Annotated in this window: 23 protein-coding genes and 1 pseudogene; 16 read left to right on the forward strand and 8 right to left on the reverse strand. The window is 40.1% G+C overall.

Annotated elements, in window-relative coordinates; genetic code table 11:
- Positions 1-157: 157 nt before the first annotated feature.
- The gene (locus QLH32_RS00585) at positions 158-388 is read left to right on the forward strand and encodes a hypothetical protein (protein ID WP_267979203.1); all 231 of its coding nucleotides are present in this window, start codon (positions 158-160) and stop codon (positions 386-388) included.
- Between the two features lie 138 nt (positions 389-526).
- Here QLH32_RS00585 and QLH32_RS00590 read toward each other — a convergent pair whose 3' ends face one another.
- Positions 527-994 (reverse strand): hypothetical protein, encoded by a 468-nt coding sequence (locus QLH32_RS00590; RefSeq protein WP_283267570.1) that lies wholly within the window; start codon positions 992-994, stop codon positions 527-529.
- A 744-nt stretch (positions 995-1738) separates the two neighbouring features.
- Between QLH32_RS00590 and QLH32_RS00595 the strand changes: the two genes are divergently transcribed.
- From QLH32_RS00595 to QLH32_RS00615, 5 genes are all read left to right on the forward strand, one after another.
- Positions 1739-1888, forward strand: coding sequence for a hypothetical protein (locus tag QLH32_RS00595; protein WP_283267572.1), 150 nt, complete (start codon positions 1739-1741; stop codon positions 1886-1888).
- 330 nt (positions 1889-2218) lie between these two features.
- On the forward strand, positions 2219-2461 hold the full coding sequence (locus QLH32_RS00600; protein WP_283267573.1) for a hypothetical protein: 243 nt from the start codon (positions 2219-2221) through the stop codon (positions 2459-2461).
- A 134-nt stretch (positions 2462-2595) separates the two neighbouring features.
- Positions 2596-2811, forward strand: coding sequence for a hypothetical protein (locus QLH32_RS00605; protein WP_283267574.1), 216 nt, complete (start codon positions 2596-2598; stop codon positions 2809-2811).
- A 308-nt stretch (positions 2812-3119) separates the two neighbouring features.
- Positions 3120-3551 (forward strand): hypothetical protein, encoded by a 432-nt coding sequence (locus QLH32_RS00610; protein ID WP_283267575.1) that lies wholly within the window; start codon positions 3120-3122, stop codon positions 3549-3551.
- A gap of 54 nt (positions 3552-3605) precedes the next feature.
- On the forward strand, positions 3606-3833 hold the full coding sequence (locus tag QLH32_RS00615; RefSeq protein ID WP_283267576.1) for a hypothetical protein: 228 nt from the start codon (positions 3606-3608) through the stop codon (positions 3831-3833).
- A gap of 190 nt (positions 3834-4023) precedes the next feature.
- Here the strand turns inward: QLH32_RS00615 and QLH32_RS00620 are convergent, their stop codons facing one another.
- From QLH32_RS00620 to QLH32_RS00635, 4 genes are all read right to left on the reverse strand, one after another.
- Entirely contained in the window at positions 4024-4701 is a 678-nt protein-coding gene (locus QLH32_RS00620; RefSeq protein ID WP_283267578.1) for a DUF421 domain-containing protein, read from the reverse strand.
- A 98-nt stretch (positions 4702-4799) separates the two neighbouring features.
- Entirely contained in the window at positions 4800-5120 is a 321-nt protein-coding gene (locus QLH32_RS00625) for a hypothetical protein (RefSeq protein ID WP_283267579.1), read from the reverse strand.
- 95 nt (positions 5121-5215) lie between these two features.
- Positions 5216-5374: a hypothetical protein gene (locus QLH32_RS00630; protein WP_279961293.1), complete on the reverse strand. Its 159-nt coding sequence runs from the start codon at positions 5372-5374 to the stop codon at positions 5216-5218.
- Positions 5375-5614: 240 nt separating this feature from the next.
- Complete coding sequence (locus QLH32_RS00635; RefSeq protein WP_267979214.1) at positions 5615-6091, reverse strand: CinA family protein; 477 nt, start codon at positions 6089-6091, stop codon at positions 5615-5617.
- A 234-nt stretch (positions 6092-6325) separates the two neighbouring features.
- Between QLH32_RS00635 and QLH32_RS00640 the strand changes: the two genes are divergently transcribed.
- Positions 6326-7738, forward strand: a complete 1413-nt coding sequence (locus QLH32_RS00640) for an iron-containing redox enzyme family protein (protein WP_283267581.1) — start codon at positions 6326-6328, stop codon at positions 7736-7738.
- 44 nt (positions 7739-7782) lie between these two features.
- A pseudogene (katE, locus tag QLH32_RS00645) lies at positions 7783-9927 on the forward strand (catalase HPII); the annotation flags it as partial.
- Between the two features lie 51 nt (positions 9928-9978).
- Here the strand turns inward: katE and QLH32_RS00650 are convergent.
- Both QLH32_RS00650 and QLH32_RS00655 read right to left on the reverse strand, forming a co-directional pair.
- Entirely contained in the window at positions 9979-10947 is a 969-nt protein-coding gene (locus QLH32_RS00650) for a N5-glutamine methyltransferase family protein (RefSeq protein ID WP_283267582.1), read from the reverse strand.
- Positions 10948-10999: 52 nt separating this feature from the next.
- On the reverse strand, positions 11000-11878 hold the full coding sequence (locus QLH32_RS00655) for an SDR family oxidoreductase (protein WP_283267583.1): 879 nt from the start codon (positions 11876-11878) through the stop codon (positions 11000-11002).
- A gap of 697 nt (positions 11879-12575) precedes the next feature.
- Between QLH32_RS00655 and QLH32_RS00660 the strand changes: the two genes are divergently transcribed.
- From QLH32_RS00660 to QLH32_RS00670, 3 genes are all read left to right on the forward strand, one after another.
- Positions 12576-13979 (forward strand): KGG domain-containing protein, encoded by a 1404-nt coding sequence (locus QLH32_RS00660; protein WP_283267584.1) that lies wholly within the window; start codon positions 12576-12578, stop codon positions 13977-13979.
- Positions 13980-14552: 573 nt separating this feature from the next.
- A complete protein-coding gene (locus tag QLH32_RS00665) occupies positions 14553-14765 on the forward strand; it encodes a hypothetical protein (protein WP_283267585.1) in 213 nt (70 codons plus the stop codon).
- A gap of 247 nt (positions 14766-15012) precedes the next feature.
- The gene (locus tag QLH32_RS00670) at positions 15013-16080 is read left to right on the forward strand and encodes an amidohydrolase family protein (RefSeq protein ID WP_283267587.1); all 1068 of its coding nucleotides are present in this window, start codon (positions 15013-15015) and stop codon (positions 16078-16080) included.
- Between the two features lie 196 nt (positions 16081-16276).
- Here the strand turns inward: QLH32_RS00670 and pcaU are convergent, their stop codons facing one another.
- Entirely contained in the window at positions 16277-17101 is an 825-nt protein-coding gene (gene pcaU / locus QLH32_RS00675) for an IclR family transcriptional regulator PcaU (RefSeq protein WP_283269383.1), read from the reverse strand.
- A gap of 248 nt (positions 17102-17349) precedes the next feature.
- Between pcaU and QLH32_RS00680 the strand changes: the two genes are divergently transcribed.
- Genes QLH32_RS00680 through pcaD form a run of 5 tightly spaced genes read left to right on the forward strand, consistent with a single transcriptional unit; the run spans position 17350 to position 22067 of the window.
- Entirely contained in the window at positions 17350-18033 is a 684-nt protein-coding gene (locus QLH32_RS00680) for a 3-oxoacid CoA-transferase subunit A (RefSeq protein ID WP_283267588.1), read from the forward strand.
- A 2-nt stretch (positions 18034-18035) separates the two neighbouring features.
- Positions 18036-18689, forward strand: coding sequence for a 3-oxoacid CoA-transferase subunit B (locus QLH32_RS00685; RefSeq protein WP_267979222.1), 654 nt, complete (start codon positions 18036-18038; stop codon positions 18687-18689).
- A 17-nt stretch (positions 18690-18706) separates the two neighbouring features.
- The gene (gene pcaF, locus QLH32_RS00690; protein WP_283269384.1) at positions 18707-19921 is read left to right on the forward strand and encodes a 3-oxoadipyl-CoA thiolase; all 1215 of its coding nucleotides are present in this window, start codon (positions 18707-18709) and stop codon (positions 19919-19921) included.
- 8 nt (positions 19922-19929) lie between these two features.
- Positions 19930-21285 carry a 3-carboxy-cis,cis-muconate cycloisomerase gene (locus QLH32_RS00695; protein ID WP_283267589.1) on the forward strand — a complete coding sequence of 452 codons (1356 nt, stop codon included), beginning with the start codon at positions 19930-19932 and terminating at the stop codon, positions 21283-21285.
- Positions 21282-22067, forward strand: coding sequence for a 3-oxoadipate enol-lactonase (gene pcaD / locus QLH32_RS00700; RefSeq protein ID WP_283267590.1), 786 nt, complete (start codon positions 21282-21284; stop codon positions 22065-22067). The genes QLH32_RS00695 and pcaD overlap by 4 nt, the downstream gene beginning before the upstream one ends.
- Positions 22068-22106 lie beyond the last annotated feature (39 nt).

Consider the following 22106-nt stretch of genomic DNA (forward strand, 5'->3'; position numbering starts at 1 on the left):
AAAAAAGAAAAGCCTTTTATTAAGGCTTTTCTTTTTTATATTTTTTTACAAAATATTGAGACAGTATAATAATTATAAGCCTTGTTACAAACAATAGGTCGACAAATCTATGGAAAAATAACATATTTATTTTAAATAAATTTTTAGGATACATGATATGGATAAGATTACTGTGATCGTCAAGGATCAGGAAGAAAATGAATCTATAGTTGTTGCAAAGTTAAATGACTTGGAAGACAACGATATTCCTTTTTTTAAGAGAGTTGAATATATTGAGGTGGAGGGAAAAACTATTTTTCCAAATATAGACCTATTATTTGAGGATGAAGCCGATGGTAAGGTCTATAAATTGGTTTCACCTGTTAATGATAAAAGATTTAATCTGTAATCAGTTTTAATTTCAAGTTATTTCATTAAATCTATATTAATTGTTAAAAGAAAACCGCCCCGTACAGGCGGTTGCTGAACTAATTCAGCAAAATAATAGAAGTGCGAACGGTCAGGAGCACACTTCTATCATTACAAACTAATGCCCCTTATTAAAGGCAGTTATAAATTCTTCAGACTTGAAATAGGAGTTAATCTGTTCTCCTGTCTGTGAATATTCATTTCGACTAGTGACTGGTTTTTTTAATTCTTTTTGGGTGCTAAATGTGAAATCAGGTGGAATATCTTTTCTTAAGGGAGGAAGTTTTCTTTTACCGTCTGTTGTAATTTTCTCTATAAAGCCCGCAAGCCAAAGTATAAATTCGCCCTCATTCTTGATGCTCGGAATGAGACTAATATCGAGTTTTACCTTACAATCATGGTTTGGTTTGTTTAAACATTCTTCAAAATCAATAAAATTGTAGAGTACCTTTAGTTTTGTACCCTTGATTTCTTGACGTATCTCAACAATCAGTTTATTGAGATTCTCTATAGGATCATTGCTAAATTCTTTATTCTCATTGAGTTTTTTATATATTTTTTCAGCTATGCGTAATATCTGTGGCATTTTTTCCTCCTATGGAATCCTTATCTTTTAGAAATTATGCAGGATTTTATGTTTCTAAATGTATTCATTGTGAACATTCATGTGAGTAATAAGACTTTTATGAAACAAGTATTGTTTAGGAATACTAATGAATTTTGATTTCTTATATTATTATTTTTAAATTTGTTATAAATTCCAAATAGATAAAATAAAACTTAATAAATACTAAATAGGAACTGGGAGAAATAAAAATATTCAAAATATCTGGCTTTTAAGATAAAAACTTAAATTTACTTTATATATAGTCATATACAATCGGGGCACTAATCCTATATGAGTTTTCATTATTGATATAGCAATGGCTAATTTGCTTTATATTGATTTTATTGTGGTGATGAGAAAGCTCTTCTCTTAACTATTCATTGATTTTATTTTCCATTTCTTCAGTGGAATTGGATTCAAAGGACTTGATCTTAGCCATATTATTTTCCTGATTTAATCAGTAGGATAATTATACTCCAGATTTTTTATAGGTTTTGTCAAGATAATTTAAAATTTTTAATTCTTATATCTTTATCCCATTGGTTTGTTTCAAAATATTCTATTTTTTATGCTGATCTGATAATCTATTGAATTATAGGGTTTTTTGTGATTTGTGTCTTTACATGAATTTTCTTTTTTAAAATGAAAATAGAAAAATGACTCATTAAATTAACAAAAAAAATGCTATCTATAGAAATGTTCTCATTTTTGAAGAGGTGTACCATGTTAAAAACCATTATTACTTTAGGAACAGGTGTGGCTTTAGGCTGTTATTATAAATCTCATAAGGATAAAACTAGACTCTCTGATGATAAGCATCATGGTAATGATCATTTATCCCATGATACCAAAGAGAAAAAGGATATTAAGTAAATACCTGAATTAATCTATTAAAGTAAAAAAGAAGCTTAAATTTAAGCTTCTTTTTTATTGGTAAGCTATTTTGGACCAGATTCTATAATTTAATGTAAGAATATATTGTTGTGTTTGTTTTTGTAAATTTTTTGTTTTCTTATAAATAAAAAGTAAAAATATTATTTTTTATAAATATAAATTTAATTGAAAACAATAATTTATTGTGTGATTGTGTACGTTGATAAAGAAAGATACATGATAAAGGTTTTTTTATGGATCTATGAAATATATTTTATACAGGTTATCTAATATTTAAAGGTTATGCCTCATGAATAAAGGGAAATACAAATGAAGATTAAATGTAATTCACAGCAGATTGCAAAAGATATTTACGGTTCAGTAACAAGCTTGGATAGAAGTATTCACTTGGAGGAATTGGAAATGATGCTTGATGAAAATCATAAATCTAATTCCAAATATACTAAAGAATACGATCAAGGAAATGATAAAGAATTTATTGGACGACGTAAAAATAAATTGGCCAGTGAAAGAAAAAAAAGAAATGCTCGATTTGCAGATGAGTATATCTAAAATTTACTTGAATTTTTATGGATTAATTTTATGAAACAGTGAGGTACACCATGTTGAAAAAACTAATGTTAACAAGCCTAGCTCTAACTTTTATACTTGGTTTAGCTGGATGCGATAGAAACAGGGATGCAGATATGATGAAACAGGATGAGGCAAATACCTCTCCTCATTCCATGGAAAGTCGCCCTACGAATACAGACGAGCTAAATAGTGATCAGTTAAATAATGATCAATTACATGATGATTATAATAATGGTGCTTCAACCCCAGCATTCATCGAAAATGATGCATCAGGAGTTGTACCTGAAAATTCAGGTTCGAGTTTATCCAGTAGAACTCGCCCTGATTAAATCAAGATTATTTAAATGACCAAATATAGTGGTTAACTCTTTAGGAATAATAGTTAGCCACTATTAAAAATAGATTCTATTGTTTCAATATAATTTCTTCTTAAATATGACTTAAAGAAGAAATGGTAAATTTATATAATTATTGTGACTTGTATCACATGGAATTTTTGTTTTGTTGTTTGATTCAAGTATTGTGTAATTTTTATGTTGTTAAAAATCATAATTATTTCACAATTCAAAATAAGATTAACAATTAATTACATTAAATTAGATAAAATTCCAGTAAGAAAAATTACAGGAATAAAGTCATGCCACAATTTTTGAAACTTGCAGAAAAAATATACTTTAAGGTAAAGACATCGAAAGGTTTCACTGATGAGCCTGTAGAGGATCTTAATAACTTAATGATAGAGTTGAGAAAGGAAATTAAGAAAACGGATTTTAAGCTTTTATACAACTATATTAACTTTGAAGAGTTATTGATGAATTCAGGTCGGTTATCAATAAACTTTGATTTAAGTATTCTGCCGAAAAGTAAAAACTCCGATGAATATATACTCTGGCTTGCTGGGTTTATTCAGAAAATTACTTATTACGATAAAAAAGACATGACTTGTCAGAAAAGCAAGGTGGTTTTACCAACCTATTATTATGATGATTCAGGTAATATTGTGAATAAATCTGATAATAAGGGAGAGGAGATTGTTGAGTATTTTAAAAGTCAAGAAGCCATTCCCTAAATAAGCTGAGCAAATAATCATTCTCAAATGACGATTTCTTAAAAGGAGTTTTATATGTCTAAACGATATATGTTGAAAGAAGTTGATGCGAGTAGTGAAACAGGAGACAGGATCATTGTCGAACAGATTTTTGAAAAGACATTGAATCCAAATTTAATCAATACTGGAATGTTATGGGCGCCTTTATTCAAGGTGGTGATCACGGACAAGGTGATTCCCTTGAATGATGATTTTACCTTTGTACACCCAAGAACAGGCAAGTTGTTCAAGCTGATGAGCTAAACAGACAGGGGGTACCTCAACAATAACAATATTGTTGAGGTGGTTATCTAGGGGTATCTGAATCAGGCAGGGCATTACTATAGTTTAAAAAAAAGCTTTTCAGGATATCCAATCTATAAACCTTTGTCTGACACATAACTTTACGATGCAACTGTTATCAGGTGACCAACAAGATCTTCCACGTTTAATGTTAATGAATATAGGGAACAGACAAGGATTCAGTCCAGTCCTTATTATGGCAACGAGGACACTCCTGTTCCAGATGAAGTAAATGCTGGGTCATTCCACAGTACATGCAGGAATAGTAATTCTCAGTATTTAAGTGAACTGACTTTTGGTAGGCTTTGGGAAATAGTGGGAGCCCCCATTTGGTTTCCTGCTCAGTGTAAAACAGGATACTTAAACAGCCATCCGTTTCAAGCAAAGCCACCCTGACTTGTCCTAGATGTTCCACACTTTGCTGACGCATTTCAGCAAAAAACTCATCGTGGGAATATTTTTCTTTCTTCATATCCTGAATCACCATCATGCCATCTTCAACAATATAAAGGGGTTTACCTTCCACCCATAATTCAATTTTTTCACTTTTCATCATGGCCCAGGTGACTAGCCGATAGAGAATGATGATGGTACTCATGACCACGAATGCCTGGACAATCGGTACATCATCAATAATCATGGGATCGCCAGCCGCAGTTCCCAGGCTCAGAATAATGGCCACTTCGAATATGGAAAGCTGTCGAATACCCCGTTTGCCTGAAAGTCTTAGAAAGATAAGAATAAGGAAAAACATGACAAAGCAACGGATCATGATTTCAAATATAAAACCCCAGGTTGTGTCATAGAGAAAAATATCAATTATATTCATGGATAAATTACTCTTTTTATAATGGATAAAATTATACTTTATAAATAAAATGAGCTTATTTATTCAATAAGCTCATTTTATTTATGGGGAAAGGCATTTTATAATCTGTCCCAGGCATCTTTAATTGCCTCTTTGGCCTGTTCCCATTTTAATCTTGATTCGGCTTTGAGTTCTTCCCAAGATTCTTTCAAGCCTCTCTCAACATCCTCAAATTGAGTGTTGCGATCATGTTCAGTTCGTGCACGACTGCCTAGCTCATAGGCTTTGGAAAAATCACGATCATAATCCAGGTCAGGCGTGTCAAGTTGAGCTTCCTGATAATAGGGACGGGTAAGGTAGCTTTCGCGCCAGTAATCATCAGGGTTAACATTGACATTGGACCCTTGATTACCTGAATTGGCATTATTGGTATCAGTCATTGGAATTCTCCAGCCAAAAATAATTCTTATATAAAATTTAGGAGAATATTTTCATTATTCTCCTAAATATGCTTGGACCTTAAAATAACCAGAAATTACTTCTGTTGGTTATTTTGGTTTGATCCTTGGTTGTTAGAATCTTTTTGATTAGATCCTTGTTGCTGACGGTTGTCATTTTGCTGCTGGTGCTGCTGTTGACGGTTGTCATCATTCTGTTGTTGCTGATTATTACGTTGGTTATTTGCATTACTCATGATGGTATTCCTCATTTTATTAGCTATGGATATTATCTGAGTAAATCAGATGGTTTGATTAAAACATAAATTTTGATTGTGATAAGACTTTGCATGTTTCCCAATATTTAAATGTAACGTCTAAATAAAGTAAATTTTATGTATTTATAAAGAGTTAAAGAATAACAGTGGTTTTAAATAAAAACACTTTTAATAGTTCTTTATATTTAACTTACATGATGAAACAAAAACAAAAGTTTTCTAGCACTTTTCTTCTTCTATAATTTTCATAAGCTTATTACATATATCATTGAGTAGGCTTTCCAGTTTTTTCTTGGGTTGACCTGAATATACAGTTCGAAACTCATAAATACTGCCTTTATAATATATGCAGTAAAAGAATGTTCCCACAGGCTTTTCCTTGGTTTCAGAACCACCTCGCTTTAATAATCCAGTACATGACACGTAAATATCTGATTGAAACAGTTTCTTTCCTTTCTTAATCATTTCCCTGGTTACTTGCATAGATTCAGCAGTATGCTTCTTGATAAATGATGGAGAAATCTTCAAAACTTTTTCTTTTACTTTTAAGTCGTAACAGACCAGGCTACCAATTAGAATATTGCCAGAAAAGGGACTTAATGAGAATTGATAGGAAAGATAGCCTGCGGAAGCACTTTCAAGAAAAGAAATCGTGAGTTTTTTCTCAGCCAATCGCTCACAGGATTTTTTGAACATAGGAACTCCATTGTATAAGTACAATCAAAATAAATTATTGTTTATTCATATGGATAACGTGAAAGATAAATAATTCAAAATGTTAAACTGTAAAAATATGCAAAAACAACTCATTGAATAAAAAGAAATTTTATTTTCATATGTTTTTTTTATAACTTCTTTTAACAAAAAGTTGATGGGAATAAAGCGCCAGCCACGTAATGTATTTTTATATTTTCAATTCGGAGAATGAAAATGCCAGTTTTAGTAAAAAAAAGATTGCTTGACTTATTACAGGATGATCAAAAAAATTATTATGAGCTTGTTGCTTTCTTTATGGATGGAGATATTTCCAACTTTGAAAAAGAAAAAAAAGCGGTCAGCCTATTGAATAAGGAATTTGAAAAGGTCTGTTTAAACAAGGTTGATCTACCAAAGAAAATCAGCGACATGAAAGATTGGTATTTCACTGAAAACCAGAAAGTGGGTCAAATCTATCAGGATTATATCAAACGCCGCCAGTCAGGTGGAGAACGGGAATATTTTAAAAATCTGGGACAGGCTTTTGAGTTTCTAATCAAGGTCGCTCCAATAAAAAAAGTGGATGGTTCGTGGTTATACAGTATTGTCAATTATTGGAATGATCCTACTTTTCATGACCTGATTTTGATTTACCTGGAAGAGTTGGGTTTGGGGCAGGCGAAATCAAACCATGTATGTATTTATGATGACTTATTATGTGCTTTAGGTTTGGATGATTTTGAGCTGTTCCTTGATGATGAATATTATCATCATGCCGCAATTCAGCTGGCCTTGGGTTATGCACCGCCTGAGTTTATTCCAGAGATTATTGGATTTAATCTGGGTTATGAGCAATTACCATTACATTTACTCATTACCAACTATGAACTGGCCGAGTTGGGAATAGATTCAAAATATTTTAACCTGCATATTACCATTGATAATCTGGACAATGGCCATGCACATAAATCAATAAAAGCCCTGGAAAATATTTATAAAAAATATAAGGACAAAGAACTGTTTCTTGATAAGTTGAAGCGTGGCTACGCTTTAAATCAGCATGGTATTGGCTCACGTCAAATTATTGATAACCTTGATCTGGAAAAGTTTGTCCATAAAATTCTAAAACGCAAGGCCTTGGTTGGGCAGTTGGTTCACAATGAGAAACATCAGATTGAATGTAAAACAGTTAACCAATGGCTTGCAAATCCCCATGAAATTGGCAGCTTCATACGCCAGCTAACGGAAAATAAATGGATTAAGCTGAATACTGATCCTGAGGAAAGTCTGTTCTGGCGCTTGATCAGCCATGAAGATGGGAAAATGTATGGCGTATTTAATTCCACAGAAAAACAGATTATTCACGACTGGATTGCAGGTGAGCAATATTCATCAAGTTATCTGCCTTATAAACCCAACATAGATAATGAGCAGCATATTCACCAGTATTTATTTAGCTATATTTCTGATGGTGAACTGGAAAGCTTACAGACACGGGTAAACCAGACCCAGAACCTTGCACTGAAACTTTGCAAACTTATCCCATTTTTGGCTCCAGACTCACATCATAAAAGTATAGGTCTATGGAGTACACAAAAATATGTGGAGCTGTTGTTTCCCTATTTAAGCAGCTCGCAAAGCCGATAAAATTTAAATAAAACCATTATTTTTCTAGCCATCCATCAGTAGGTAGCCAAATGAACGACAATACCAATGACCAGAACAAAATAAAAAGTGCATTAGCTGGCGACACTCCAGACAAGCAGAATGTTACGGCAAAAACAGCCCAGTTGGATCAGGTTCGACGTGATGCCACCAATGAAGCCCTAACCACCAATCAGGGCGTCAAGATTGCAGATAACCAGAACAGTTTAAAGGCAGGGGTTCGGGGTTCCACCTTACTTGAAGATTTTATTCTACGGGAAAAAATTACCCATTTTGACCATGAACGGATTCCTGAACGAATTGTTCATGCGCGCGGTGTGGGGGCGCATGGTTATTTTCAGGCCTATGAGGGCAATGAACAGTTTACCAAAGCGGGCTTTTTAACGGACCCAACCATTCAAACCCCGATTTTTGTTAGGTTTTCTACAGTGCAGGGGCCGCGTGGTTCCGCCGATACTGTACGGGACATTCGTGGCTTTGCCATCAAGTTCTATACGCAGGAAGGCAATTTTGACTTGGTGGGTAATAATGCACCAGTTTTCTTCGTTCAGGATGGAATCAAGTTCCCTGATTTTGTTCATGCCGTAAAACCTGAACCGCATAATGAAATGCCAACAGGTGCCACAGCACATGATACCTTTTGGGATTTTGTGTCACTGGTTCCTGAGTCCGCCCATACCGTGATGTGGGCGATGTCTGATCGGGCAATTCCACGTAGCCTCCGTTCCATACAGGGCTTTGGGGTACATACTTTCCGTTTTATTAATGCCCATGAAAAAGCCTGTTTTATCAAGTTCCATTGGACACCCAAACAGGGATTGCAGGCACTGGTCTGGGATGAGGCACAAAAGCTGGCAGGTAAAGACCCAGATTTCCATCGTAGGGATTTGTATGAGGCGATTGAGCAGGGCATTTATCCAGAGTGGGAGTTGGGTGTGCAGATCGTGGAGGAAGAGGATGAGATGAGTTTTGATTTTGACCTGCTTGATCCCACCAAGATTATTCCTGAAGAACTGGTTCCCGTCACACCGATAGGCAAATTTGTACTGAACCGCAATGTGGACAATTTTTTTGCTGAAACCGAGCAGATTGCATTCTGTCCTGGACATATTGTGCCAGGTATCGATTTTAGCAATGACCCATTGTTACAGGCACGTTTATTCTCCTATACCGATACCCAGCTAAGCCGTCTGGGGGGACCAAATTTCCACCAGATTCCAATCAACAAGCCAGTCTGTCCTTATCATAACCACCAGCGTGACGGTTTGCACCAGCATGAAATCCACAAAGGGCAGGCATCCTATCAGCCTAACTCCATCGACAACAACTGGCCGATTGAAATACCGCCAGCCGCCCAGAATGGGGGCTTTGAAAGTTATAAGGAACGGATTGATGGGCACAAGATTCGTGAGCGCAGTGAATCTTTCTCTGACCATTTTTCACAGGCCCGCCTGTACTATAGAAGTTTGGCACCACATGAACAGAAACATGTGGTGGATGCCTATACCTTTGAATTAAGCAAGGTGCAGCGTCAGCATATTCGTGAGCGGGAAGTTCAGGAAATCCTTGCCAATATTGATACAGATCTGGCCCGTCAAGTGGGTGACAATCTAGGTATAACCGTGCCTGATCTGGAAGAAAACTTCAAACATGCCATGATTGAAAAGTCAGGAAAACTTTCCATGCAGGTCTTTATTCCTGAAGATATTCAGGGAAAGAAAATAGCCGTGCTGATTCATAACAATGTTAATGCTGAAAGTTTATATACCATCCAGAACTGGGTGATTAAGGAAAATGCCATCGTTCATTTGCTTACACCAACACCAGCGCCCGTAAAAGGAATCAGGGGGGAACAGGCAACCTCTGATGGCATGCAAAAGGCTGAGCCATCCATTGCCTATGATGCGGTGATTATTGCCGATGGCGATAACCTTGAGGAGGTATTGCAGGATGGTGTTGCAAAGCATTATCTGCTTGAGGCCTATAAACATTTAAAGCCGATTGTGTTTTTAGGTAATAAATCTGAGCTACTGGAGCAATTGGGACTGTCTGCTGATGAGGGCACCCTGATTGGAGATGACTTTAAATATGTGGCGGAGAAGTTTAAGCAACTGTTGCGCCATCATCGGATCTGGTCAAGGGAAGCAGTGATTGAATCCATTCCAGCCTAAGCCAAAACAGCAAAAGCCCTTAAACAAGGGCTTTTCTTATATCAGCAGGTTTTAAATGGCGCTGAGCTTGACCAGAACCACGGCAATCCTTTCGATATGCTGATAGGCGGGCTGATCCAGTTCCTCACCAAACACATCGGGATCAATTTCCTCATAGTTACATTTAAATGTTGGGTAATTTTTTATCCAGCTTTGCACTGCCTCCAAAAATTTATTGCCCTGATGACTTATGGCAATGCCTGTATATAAAAATAGGCTTCCGCTTGGTGTAAGTCTTTTGATACCCTCCTTTAAAATATTAAAGGACAGGTCAGTTCCATCCAGTTTATTGCCCCCATGACGGTACTGGCGTTCATGGATATCCATTAAGTAAGGCGGATTGGCAAAGATTAGGTCAAAATTGCCCTCCAGATTTGAAAATAGGTCACTTTCGATTGGGTAGACATTGTTTAGCCCCACAAACTTTTTATTCACCTGACTATAAAACAGTGCTTTAGGATTAATATCGACACTAAACACTTCGGATACGGCGGGAAAAGACTTGGCAATGGCCAGCGCGACAGGGGAAGCCCCACAGCATAATTCCACGCTACGCTGCAACGGTTGGGGATGGGTCAATAAATGCTGCTTCAGGTGATAATAAAAACGGTAGGTATCTGGCCCAAAAAAGACCGCATCATTTTCCAGGGTTGGAAAGGCCGAGTGAATAAAGAGTTCATCTTCCAGTGAGGCTACCCGTATATTGCTGATCCACTGGTTATTTTCAATACGGATCAGGTGGGCTTTTTTTAGGGGATTAAACAGCTGTGTATCCAAATCCTCTGGGTGGAATGGTAGATTCCATCCAAAAATATCCTTGAGACTTCTTAAATTGGTTGATTGATTTTTCTTGCGCATAATGATGCGTTCATGGCTAAGAGGTGTAATCACGGTAAAGCGGTAATGTCTTTCTTTTAGAAAATTTAATAAAAATAGCAAGGCATGTTGCTGTAACAGTTGCATGTCAAAATATTGGTTCATGGATGGCCCCTTTAAATGTTAAAAAACCTCCTTTGAGGGAGGCTTTTTCAGCTTAACCGTTGACGATTTCCCCGCCATTTACATGGATGACCTGTCCTGTAATATAGCTGGCATCATCCGAGGCCAAAAACAGGTAGGCGGGGGCGACCTCACTGGGCTGTCCCATTCTTCCCATTGGGGTATCCTTGCCGAACTTGGCGACTGTTTCTGCATCAAAACTACTTGGAATCAGCGGTGTCCAGATTGGTCCAGGTGCCACGCCATTGACCCGAATGCCCTTTTTTTGTTTCATCAGGTTATTGGATAGGCTTCGGGTAAAGGTGGTGATGGCACCCTTGGTACTGGCATAGTCAATTAAGGCGTCATGACCATGATAGCTGGTAATGCTGGTGGTATTGATAATGCTGTCTCCCTCCTGTAAGTGGGGAAGCACAGCCTTGGTCAAATAAAACATGGAAAAAATATTGGTTTTAAAGGTTTTTTCCAGTTGTTCATTGCTGATGTTCACAATGTCATGCTGCTGGAACTGTACACCCGCATTGTTGATTAAGATATTGATCTTGCCAAAGACTTTTAAAACCTCTGCCACACATTGATCGGCAACACTTGGGTCGGTAATATCTTCTCTGAATAAAAGGCAATGTTGTCCCTCAGCTTCCACAAGCTGTTTGGTTTTTTCAGCATCTTCCTGTTCTTCCAAATAAATAATTGCGACATCCGCACCCTCACGGGCAAATAAAACCGCAATCGAGCGCCCAATACCACTATCTCCACCAGTAATCAGCGCAACCTTGTTTTTAAGCTTGGAACTTCCCTGATGGGTTGATTTAATAATCTCTGGTTCAGGATGCATAATCTCCTGTTCCCCAGGCTGGTGTTGCTGCTCCTGAGCGGGGGCAGAAGTTGGATAATGTTCTGTGGTCTGGTTCATCTTCAGCGTCCTTAACAGTTAGTTTATTTTTTTATGATCTTTTAAAAAGATGTTCTTTTTGGTGGGGTCTATGTTTATATTGGTTTGATTTGTACTTTTTAGGTATAAGGTGGTAAATAAATATAAACCTATATAATCAACAGAATCTTGAGATGGTTTTCTACAACCCTGCATTGCCATTCAGCATCATGTCGCATCCAGTCATTAGGGTTGAGGTCAATACTGGAAAAACAGGATTTCTGGTACAGGCACTATCATATAGTTCACGTTGACCTCGGTTGTTGCTGGCATCTTTTTAATATTCATTTTAAAAATCCCATCTTTAATTAAAGCAATATGCAATAAGAAAATGATTGTCCAATATTGAAGTGTTTACTTGAACGTGATTTTTGTTTACTTTTAATTAATAAGATTGTTTTTATATTCTCATTGTAAGGTAATATTTATTTGTTATTTTTAATGGTGCTTTATTTTTTAGATTATTTTTAAAGTAAATATTAAAGAATTATTTTTTAAACCTCTTATTAAAAAATTTATTTATAACAAGTAGGTGTAAAATTATTTTCCTCGCTATTTTACTACATTTAAAAAGATTGAAACATTGCCAGGTTAGTCGAATAAGTTTTTATCTCTTATGGTGAATGGTGCCAATCAATAAATGGCAATTCATATAATTTTAATAGAGGAAGAGATAATCATGGCTAATCAAGATTCAAGACGCGACGATCAGGATAATAACTCAGGTACCTCAAACCGTGGATTTGCAAGTATGGATCCAGACAGATTACGGGAAATTGCAAGCAAGGGTGGACGTGCTGCCCATGCAAGTGGAAATGCACATGAATTTACTTCAGAAGAAGCACGTGAAGCTGGAAGAATTGCCCATGAACGGGGCAACGCACATGAATTTACCTCGGAGGAAGCCCGTGAGGCAGGTTCATTAAGCCACAGAAATGATAACCGTGGCGAAAGTCGTTCCAGTGGTCGCGGTCGTGATGATAACGATGATTATGACAACCGTGGTGGCAACCGCTCAGGTGGCCGAGGTCGTAGCCGTAATGACGATGATGACTATGATGATCGTGGCGGCAACCGTTCAGGTGGTCATGGCCGCAGTCGCAATGATGACGACGATGACTATGACAACCGCGGTGGCAACCGTTCAGGTGGCCGAGGTCGCAGCCGTAATGACGATGATGACGATTACGACAACCGTAGTGGCAACCGCTCAGGTGGTCGTGGCCGCAGTCGCAATGATGACGACGATGACTATGACAACCGCGGTGGCAACCGTTCAGGTGGTCGTGGCCGTAGCCGTAATGATGACGACGATGACTATGACAACCGCGGTGGTAATCGTTCAGGCGGCCGCGGTCGTAGCCGTAATGACGATGATGACTATGATGATCGTGGCGGCAACCGTTCAGGTGGTCATGGCCGTAGCCGTAATGATGACGACGATGACTATGACAACCGCGGTGGCAACCGTTCAGGTGGTCGCGGTCGTAGCCGTAATGATGATGACGATTACGACAACCGTAGTGGCAACCGCTCAGGTGGTCGCGGTCGTAGCCGCAATGATGATGACGATGATTATGACAACCGCGGTGGCAATCGCTCAGGTGGCCGAGGTCGCAGCCGCAATGACGATGATGATTATGACAACCGTTCAGGTGGCCGAGGTCGTAGCCGTAATGATGACGACGATGATTATGATAATCGTGGCGGCAACCGCTCAGGTGGCAGAGGTCGCAGCCGTAATGACGATGATGACTACGATGATCGTGGCAGCAACCGCTCAGGTGGCCGAGGCCGTAGCCGTAATGACGACGATTACGATGATCGTGGTGGCAACCGTTCAGGTGGACGTAGTCGTAGCCGTAATGACGATGATGACTACGATGATCGTGGCGGCAACCGTTCAGGTGGCCGAGGTCGCAGCCGTAATGACGATGATGACTACGATGATCGGGGTGGCAATCGCTCTGGCGGCCGAGGCCGTAGCCGTAATGATGACGATGATTATGACAATCGTTCGGGTGGTCGAGGCCGTGGTAATGGCAATCAAAAACGTGATGAATATGGACGTTTTACATCTTAATGAAACTTCATTTAAGATCTCGCATGCTTAAATATATGCCGCTTTAAATGATTTGTCTCATTTAAAACTGGAAGATACTGAATGGAATTCTATTCAGTATCTTTTTTATATCAGCAGTTAAAGGGAGAGGGTCATCCTTTGAACAGCAACGGAGGGTAGTTTTTACTTCCAAAAAAATTCAACTATGGGTTTTTAAAATTCCTAAAATAATCAGAATATTGCACTGTCTCAGACAATATGGAAATTTAACAAAACAACTTAAATGTGATTTTTATCACATTTTTACGATGATTTACCTAATTTTTAGACCAAGGGTTTTGATTATTTAATTTACTGTTTTTTATATAAAAATTATAAGTGCTACATTTTTCGTTACAACCCTTTAGTCGACAAGTCTTGTTTTTATTTGCCATAGTCCGTTTGCGTAATTCAGCAAAGGTATTGCTGGATTGGTAATTTATAACCTACAACTGCTTTTATTTTAACTTTTTTGCTATGCCGCTTGCTTTATCGGCAACCACATCATTCCAATTTTATCGCAGTTGTGTTTTTTATTTAAAAGGGAGTTATTCAATGAACAATATAAAAATCAAAGTGAAAGATCAGTTTGAGGACGAGAATATAGCTGTTGCCCTGATTCGCAAGGCCAATGATCAGAATATCCCATTATTCAAGCGCATAGAGCATATCGAAATCGCGGGGGACATTATTTTACCGAATATGGAGTTGCTCTACGAGAATCCCAAAGATGGCCGCATCTACCGATTTATAGAAGTAGTGAACTAGACTTTTTCTTTAATCTTTCATTACTTCACAACATCCCATAACTCTCAGTTATGGGATTTTTTATGGTGAATAGGAAATATTTAAATGAATGATCTTCATGTTGCCTGATTAGAATAAATCATTTTATACATGACCTATTATGCGTTACGCTCAAATACTTCAAAAAAAAATCTAATAATTGAAAATCAATGTTATGGATGAATATAAAAATTCAACACCTGATTTTCCAGAATGATAGAGCCAAGTAATGAAACAACTCGATTTTGCGATTATTGATCCCCATCTTCACCAATGGGACCCATACCATACACCACACTCAGCGGCATTACTGGTCAAGGCTTTAGGGCAATATCCCACAGTGATGGATAAAGTCATACGTTTAGTCAAACCAAGGGCGCTGTTAGATAGCTTGGGAGTCACACAGTATGCACTCAGTCCCTATTTGCCAGAACATTACAAGGCTGATGTAGGCCATTTTTCTGTGGAAAGTGTGGTGCATGTTGAAGCCAATTGGCATCACCATAAAGGTCTTGGCGTGGTTGAGGAAACCCAGTGGATCAGCCAGTTAAAATTTAGCGAACAGGGAATCAAACTGGGGGCGATTGTGGGAACTGCTGACCCACGAGACCGAAAGTTTAAAAAGATACTTAAGGCACATCAACAGGCCAGTCCCTTGTTTTGCGGTATTCGTAAAATGGCTGCCTGGCATGAGGATGAGGGCATTTATCGCTGGTGTGACAAGCCACATTTATATGGCTCTAAAAAATTCTTAAAAGGTTTTGAGCAACTGGCAAAAATGGATTTGACTTTTGATGCCTGGGGCTATTCAACCCAGCTAAATGAAATAACTGCTCTGGCAAAGGCTTTTCCAAATACGCGTATTGTTGTGGATCATCTTGCAACACCTGCTGGCCTGTTTGGCGCGGTAGGTAAAAGAACAGGAAAGACTGCCTCACAACGGGCAGACATCTTTAAGCAATGGCAACATGATTTGGGCCTTTTGGCAGAGCAGAAAAATGTCTATGCCAAGATTTCTGGCCTGATGATGCCTGTACTGGGGCATCATTTCTATAGGCAGCATAGAACAGCAACAGTCGATGAAATGGTGAATTTATTAACGCCACTGATACAGCATGCGATTGCTGTGTTTGGGGTGGATCGAGTTATGTATGCTTCTAATTTTCCCATGGACAAAGCCAATGCTGCCTTGAGTGACATGATTCAGGCCTATCTTCAAATCATTGCACCTTATGGTGAGCAGGCACTGTATTCAGTGTTTAGACAAAATGCAGCCAATTTCTATCGTCTGGATTAGAAGTCTAATCCACAGGCTTTAGAATTATTTTACTTGGCTTTAAAAGTTTAATGTTCATTTAAGCTAGCTTGATTAACTTAAGGATACGGCATCACCGTATATGCAGTACACCTTTCGCCACATTCTCCAGATGTGGCTTTTTTTATGCCTCAACAATTTTGGACCAGCTTAAAGTGTTTTAAGCAATTGCCTTGAATTAAATCACGTGACGTAAATCACGGGCAGTTTCCTGTAACAACGGTAAAATATGGGCGATTAAATAATCCTTTGTGGTGCGCATGGCGGGGGACACAATATTCAATGCGGCAACCACACTGGCATTGGAATCATAGATTGGAACAGCTACGGCATGGACTCCCAGCTCATGTTCCTCACTTGAATAACACCAGTCCTGTTCCTTAATGTCATGTAGCAATGTTAAAAATTCATTACTGTCTGTATGCGTATATTTGGTCAAGCGTTTTAAGGGATATTTCTCCAACCATTGCTTTTGTTCTTCTTTACTCAAGTGTGCAAGTAGAATTTTTCCAGCAGAAGTGGCATGGGCGGGGAGACGATTCCCCAAATGCAAACCATATGGATTCACACGGTCAGTTTGCTGATGTGCGGCACTACGGGCAATGGTAATCGCTTCATAGCCATCTAAAACCATCACGGAATAAATCAGTGAAGTTTGGTTGGTGAGCAGGTTTAGCAATGGCTGGCAAATTTTAGGGAGCGGAGAGCCATCCAGATAGGCACCTGAGAACTTAAGAATTTTTGGGGTCAGATAATAATAGTGTCCATCAAACTCTAAATAGCCTAAGTATTCCAAAGTCAGTAAATGGCGTCGGGCAGCGGCACGGGTCATGCCTGTTTTTTCCGCAGCCGTACTCATATTCAGGCGATGCCGTTCAGGTCCAAAACATTCCAGAATGGCCAGACCTTTGGCGATTCCTGCAATAAAGTCCTCATGTCGAATGGTTTTTTTATTTTCAATATGGTGAATCAACCGTGGATTCTTGTCCTGATCTTGTTCCATCATTTTAATGCTCTATCCCAAATCAATGCCTATTTATTATTCTAATGGAAACATGACTATTTTACTTGGATAATGTTCGATGATCGAACATAAAAAATAATCATCGAACAAAATACATATTCAAGCCTAGAAGTCAGCAAAAAATTTATCAAGAATGAATAGAAGAAATCCGAACAAAACACTCAACTTCGTTTTATCGGTTTTATAGGATGAAACAATGAGTGATAAATCGTACAGGAAGTAGTCAGATGATTGATAAGAGTGCCACCTCATTAACCGAAGCGCTATCCCAGATCAGGGATGGTTCGACCATCATGATTGGTGGTTTCGGTACCGCAGGACAACCCGCAGAACTCATTGATGGACTGATTGAACTTGGCATGAAGGACTTGGTGATTGTCAATAATAACGCAGGTAACGGTGATTATGGCCTTGCCAAATTATTAAAAACAGGTGCGGTTCGTAAAATCATCTGTTCTTTTCCACGCCAGTCCGACTCATGGGTATTTGATGAACTTTATCATGCAGGCAAGATTGAACTTGAACTCGTTCCGCAGGGTAATCTCGCCTGCCGTATTCAGGCGGCAGGAATGGGCTTGGGCGCAGTATTTACCCCAACTGGTTTTGGAACATTATTGGCTGAGGGTAAAGAAACCCGTCATATTGAGGGTAAGGACTACGTCCTTGAATATCCCATCAAGGCCGACTTTGCACTGATCAAGGCCTATAAGGGCGATCGTTGGGGCAATCTGGTTTTTAATAAATCTGCCCGTAACTTTGGACCAATCATGGCGATGGCTGCGGATGTCACCATTGCGCAGGTTGCTGAAGTAGTGGAACTGGGTGAGCTTGATCCTGAACACATCATTACCCCAGGAATTTTTGTTCAGCATGTGGTTGCTGTTGATGCGAAAAATGGTGCAGGAGAATAATCATGAGCTATCAAAAATTAAGTCGTGACCAGATTGCTGAACGCGTTGCACAGGACATTCCAGATGGTGCCTATGTCAATCTGGGCATAGGTTTACCAACCAAAATTTCAAAATATCTCCCTGCCGATAAAGATGTGTTTCTACATTCTGAAAATGGCTTGTTGGCTTTTGGCCCGCCGCCAGCCAAGGGTGAAGAAGACCCTGAGCTGATTAATGCGGGCAAGGAATACGTGACCATGCTTACAGGCGGCTGTTTTTTCCATCACGGTGATTCCTTTGCCATGATGCGTGGCGGGCATCTGGATATTGCGGTACTTGGTGCATTTCAGGTTGCAGCCAATGGTGATCTCGCCAACTGGCATACAGGTGCTCAAGATGCGATTCCTGCGGTGGGTGGTGCGATGGACCTAGCGGTGGGTGCCAAGAAAGTCTTTATCACCACCGACCATACCACCAAGCAGGGTGAACCCAAGATTGTAGAAGAACTGACTTATCCAGCAACAGGTTTGAAGTGTGTGGATCGTATCTATACCGACCTGTGTGTGATTGATGTGACCAAGGATGGTTTAAAAGTCATTGAAAAAGTGGATGGCCTGAGCTTTGAGGAATTGCAGTCCTTAACAGGTGCAAAACTAACTGATGCAACACAGGCTTAAGGATGAGTAACATGAATATGACTTTAAAAAATGCCTACATTATTGATGCAATCCGTACCCCATTTGGACGTTATGCAGGTGGTCTAGCGCCAGTACGTGCTGATGACTTGGGAGCAGTTCCAATTCAAGCCTTGATGCAACGTAATTCAAATGTTGACTGGGAGCAGGTGGACGATGTGATCTATGGCTGTGCCAATCAGGCAGGTGAGGACAACCGTAATGTAGGACGTATGTCAGCATTATTGGCAGGCCTGCCCGTCGAAGTACCTGCCACCACGGTCAATCGTTTATGTGGTTCATCATTGGATGCCATTGCGATGGCAGCCCGTGCCATTAAGGCAGGCGAAGCCAATTTAATTATTGCTGGTGGTGTGGAAAGCATGAGCCGTGCGCCGTATGTGATGGGCAAGTCTGACAGTGCATTTGGCCGCAGCCATAAGATTGAAGACACCACTATGGGCTGGCGTTTTATCAATCCAAAACTGAAACAAATGTATGGTGTGGATACCATGCCACAAACCGCAGAAAACGTGGCGGAGCAGTTCAATATCAACCGTGCCGATCAGGACCAGTTTGCCTTGGTGAGCCAACAACGTACAGCAGCAGCGCAAGCCAACGGCTTTTTTACCCATGAAATTGTATCAGTAACCATTCCACAGCGTAAGGGTGATGCCATTGTCATTGATACCGATGAACATCCACGTGCATCCACAAATATTGGAGCACTATCTAAACTCAAGGGCGTTGTGAAAGCAGAGGGTACAGTCACCGCAGGTAATGCATCGGGCATTAATGATGGTGCGGCAGCACTGCTAATTGCATCCGATGATGCCATTGAACAATACAAGCTAAAACCACGTGCCAAGATCATTGCCGCTACCACAGTGGGTGTTGAACCACGAATTATGGGTTTTGCACCTGCGCCTGCAATCAAGAAACTGCTCAAACAAGCCAACATGACTTTGGATCAGATGGATGTGATTGAGTTGAATGAGGCTTTCGCTGCTCAGGCTTTAGCAGTGACGCGTGATTTAGGCTTAGCCGATGATGATGCTCGTATCAATCCGAATGGCGGTGCGATTGCCCTAGGTCATCCATTGGGTGCATCAGGTGCGCGTTTGGTGACAACAGCATTAAACCAGCTTGAGCAAGCAGGCGGAACGTATGCCTTGTGTTCAATGTGTATTGGTGTAGGTCAGGGCATTGCCCTGATTATCCAGCGAGTTGAGTGAGGTGTACCATGAGCCAGCTATACGCCAGCCTATTTTATCAGCCTGATGTCACTGCCATATTTAGTGATCAAGCTTTATTAAGTTATATGATTCAAGCCGAAGTGGCTTTGGCTAAAGCACAGGCTCAGGTCAGTGTCATTCCTGCATCTGCGGCAACGCTCATCGAACAGATTGGGCAATCTGCTTTAGCAAAAATTGATGTGGATGCTTTAGCAATTGCGACAGGATTGGCTGGAAATATTGCGATTCCATTTGTAAAGCAATTTACAGCCATCGTGAAGCAACAGGATGAAGATGCATCCCGTTATGTTCACTGGGGTGCAACCAGTCAGGACATTATTGATACAGCAACGATTCTGCAATGTCGTGATGCGCTGGCTTTAATTGAAAAGCAATTGCAATCTGCCTATGACATTTCACTACAACAAGCTGAGCGTTACCGTGACCAGGTCATGATCGGGCGCACATGGTTGCAGCAGGCTTTGCCGATTACGTTGGGACATAAGTTTGCACGTTATGCAGCCGCATTACAGCGTGATCTTGAGCGTCTGCAAGCGATGAAAGACCGTGTATTGACAGCTCAACTTGGCGGGGCAGTGGGCTCATTGGCATCTTTAAAAGATCAAGGTTCTGCTGTGGTTGAGGCCTTTGCGGCGGAATTGAAACTCACAGCACCTGAATGTACCTGGCATGGGGAACGTGACCGTATGGTTGAGATTGCCAGTGTACTTGCGATCATTGTCGGCAATGCTGGCAAGATGGCAAAAGACTGGTCGCTGCTCATGCAAACCGAAATTGCTGAGGTTTTTGAACCCACTGCCAAAGGTCGTGGTGGTTCATCCACCATGCCACATAAACGTAATCCCGTTGCGGCAGCCTCAATTCTTGCAGCAGCCAATCGTGTTCCTGCATTGATGTCAAGTATCTATCAAAGCATGGTACAGGATCATGAGCGTGCCCTAGGTGCATGGCATGCCGAATGGCTGGCAATTCCTGAAATTTTTCAGTTATGTGCAGGTGTACTGGAGCGCAGCAATGAAGTATTGCAGGGCATTGAGGTCAATGCTGATGCCATGCAACGAAATCTTGACTGTACGCATGGCCTGATCATGGCGGAAGCGGTGATGATGGCGCTCGCGCCAAAAATTGGGCGTTTAAATGCCCATCATTTGGTGGAGCAGGCCTGTCAGCAAGCCGTGGCACAGCAGAGACATTTAAAAGATATTCTGGCGCAAATGGATGAGATAACAGCCCAGTTTTCTGTCCAGCAGTTGGATGAGATTTTTCAGCCAGCATCTTATTTGGGCAATATTCAGCAACAAATTGATGCGGTATTGCAGGCAGCACAAGGAGCGTCGAAATGATGATCAAGGTAAATAATCGTCAGGGGCATCAACTTGCAGTGCAGGTACACGGTTTAAAAGATGCGCCTGTGATGATGTTTTCCAATTCACTTGGAACAGATCATGGCATGTGGCAGGCACAGGTTGCCGCATTGGCAGAAAATTATCAGGTGGTTACTTATGACACGCGTGGTCATGGTGACAGTGCAGTGATTGCCCATACCACTTTGCAGAATCTTGCAGAGGATGTAGTGGATATTCTCGATGCTCTGGCGATTGAGAAAGCACATTTTTGTGGGATTTCCATGGGTGGCATCACCGCATTGTATTTAGCAATTCATCATGCAGACCGTTTTCACAGTATTACGGTTGCAAACTCTGCTGCAAAAATCTGGACAACAGAGGGTTGGAATAGCAGGGCTGAAAGTGTGGAACAACATGGTTTGGCTGAACTTGTGAAAACCACCCATACACGCTGGTTTAGCGAACATTTTGACTATGCCCACGATGTGTTGGCACAGAAAACCATTCAAAGTCTGGCAATTAGCTCAGCTCAAGGTTATGCCAACAGTTGTCGGGCTTTGGCAGATGCCGATCTGCGGGATCAACTTAAGCAGATTCAAATCCCGACTTTAATTATTGCAGGTCAATATGACCCTGTAACGACGGTTCAGGATGCAGAGTTGATGCATCAGTCTATTCCACATAGCCAGCTTGAGGTTTTGCCCGCTTCACATTTATCCAATATTGAGCAAGCGCAGGCATTTACTCAGGAACTGACAAAGTTTATCAAAAAAATATAAACGGTTCGTTTAAAAAAGGATTTCGCCTTAAGGAGGCAG

The organism is Acinetobacter corruptisaponis (assembly GCF_030053775.1).
Classification (GTDB): Bacteria; Pseudomonadota; Gammaproteobacteria; order Pseudomonadales; family Moraxellaceae; genus Acinetobacter; species Acinetobacter corruptisaponis.

Excerpts from the sequence above, each read along its gene's own strand:
- QLH32_RS00600 (WP_283267573.1), top strand. The coding sequence starts at position 2,219 with ATGAAGATTAAATGTAATTCACAGCAGATTGCAAAAGATATTTACGGT.
- QLH32_RS00595 (WP_283267572.1), top strand. The coding sequence starts at position 1,739 with ATGTTAAAAACCATTATTACTTTAGGAACAGGTGTGGCTTTAGGCTGT.
- pcaF (WP_283269384.1), top strand. The coding sequence starts at position 18,707 with ATGACTTTAAAAAATGCCTACATTATTGATGCAATCCGTACCCCATTT.
- QLH32_RS00665 (WP_283267585.1), top strand. The coding sequence starts at position 14,553 with ATGAACAATATAAAAATCAAAGTGAAAGATCAGTTTGAGGACGAGAAT.
- QLH32_RS00640 (WP_283267581.1), top strand. The coding sequence starts at position 6,326 with ATGCCAGTTTTAGTAAAAAAAAGATTGCTTGACTTATTACAGGATGAT.
- QLH32_RS00650 (WP_283267582.1), bottom strand. The coding sequence starts at position 10,947 with ATGAACCAATATTTTGACATGCAACTGTTACAGCAACATGCCTTGCTA.
- QLH32_RS00695 (WP_283267589.1), top strand. The coding sequence starts at position 19,930 with ATGAGCCAGCTATACGCCAGCCTATTTTATCAGCCTGATGTCACTGCC.
- QLH32_RS00625 (WP_283267579.1), bottom strand. The coding sequence starts at position 5,120 with ATGACTGATACCAATAATGCCAATTCAGGTAATCAAGGGTCCAATGTC.
- QLH32_RS00670 (WP_283267587.1), top strand. The coding sequence starts at position 15,013 with ATGAAACAACTCGATTTTGCGATTATTGATCCCCATCTTCACCAATGG.
- QLH32_RS00635 (WP_267979214.1), bottom strand. The coding sequence starts at position 6,091 with ATGTTCAAAAAATCCTGTGAGCGATTGGCTGAGAAAAAACTCACGATT.
- QLH32_RS00660 (WP_283267584.1), top strand. The coding sequence starts at position 12,576 with ATGGCTAATCAAGATTCAAGACGCGACGATCAGGATAATAACTCAGGT.
- QLH32_RS00680 (WP_283267588.1), top strand. The coding sequence starts at position 17,350 with ATGATTGATAAGAGTGCCACCTCATTAACCGAAGCGCTATCCCAGATC.
- QLH32_RS00605 (WP_283267574.1), top strand. The coding sequence starts at position 2,596 with ATGATGAAACAGGATGAGGCAAATACCTCTCCTCATTCCATGGAAAGT.
- QLH32_RS00630 (WP_279961293.1), bottom strand. The coding sequence starts at position 5,374 with ATGAGTAATGCAAATAACCAACGTAATAATCAGCAACAACAGAATGAT.
- pcaD (WP_283267590.1), top strand. The coding sequence starts at position 21,282 with ATGATGATCAAGGTAAATAATCGTCAGGGGCATCAACTTGCAGTGCAG.
- QLH32_RS00685 (WP_267979222.1), top strand. The coding sequence starts at position 18,036 with ATGAGCTATCAAAAATTAAGTCGTGACCAGATTGCTGAACGCGTTGCA.
- QLH32_RS00585 (WP_267979203.1), top strand. The coding sequence starts at position 158 with ATGGATAAGATTACTGTGATCGTCAAGGATCAGGAAGAAAATGAATCT.
- pcaU (WP_283269383.1), bottom strand. The coding sequence starts at position 17,101 with ATGGAACAAGATCAGGACAAGAATCCACGGTTGATTCACCATATTGAA.
- QLH32_RS00615 (WP_283267576.1), top strand. The coding sequence starts at position 3,606 with ATGTCTAAACGATATATGTTGAAAGAAGTTGATGCGAGTAGTGAAACA.
- QLH32_RS00655 (WP_283267583.1), bottom strand. The coding sequence starts at position 11,878 with ATGAACCAGACCACAGAACATTATCCAACTTCTGCCCCCGCTCAGGAG.
- QLH32_RS00620 (WP_283267578.1), bottom strand. The coding sequence starts at position 4,701 with ATGAATATAATTGATATTTTTCTCTATGACACAACCTGGGGTTTTATA.
- QLH32_RS00610 (WP_283267575.1), top strand. The coding sequence starts at position 3,120 with ATGCCACAATTTTTGAAACTTGCAGAAAAAATATACTTTAAGGTAAAG.
- QLH32_RS00590 (WP_283267570.1), bottom strand. The coding sequence starts at position 994 with ATGCCACAGATATTACGCATAGCTGAAAAAATATATAAAAAACTCAAT.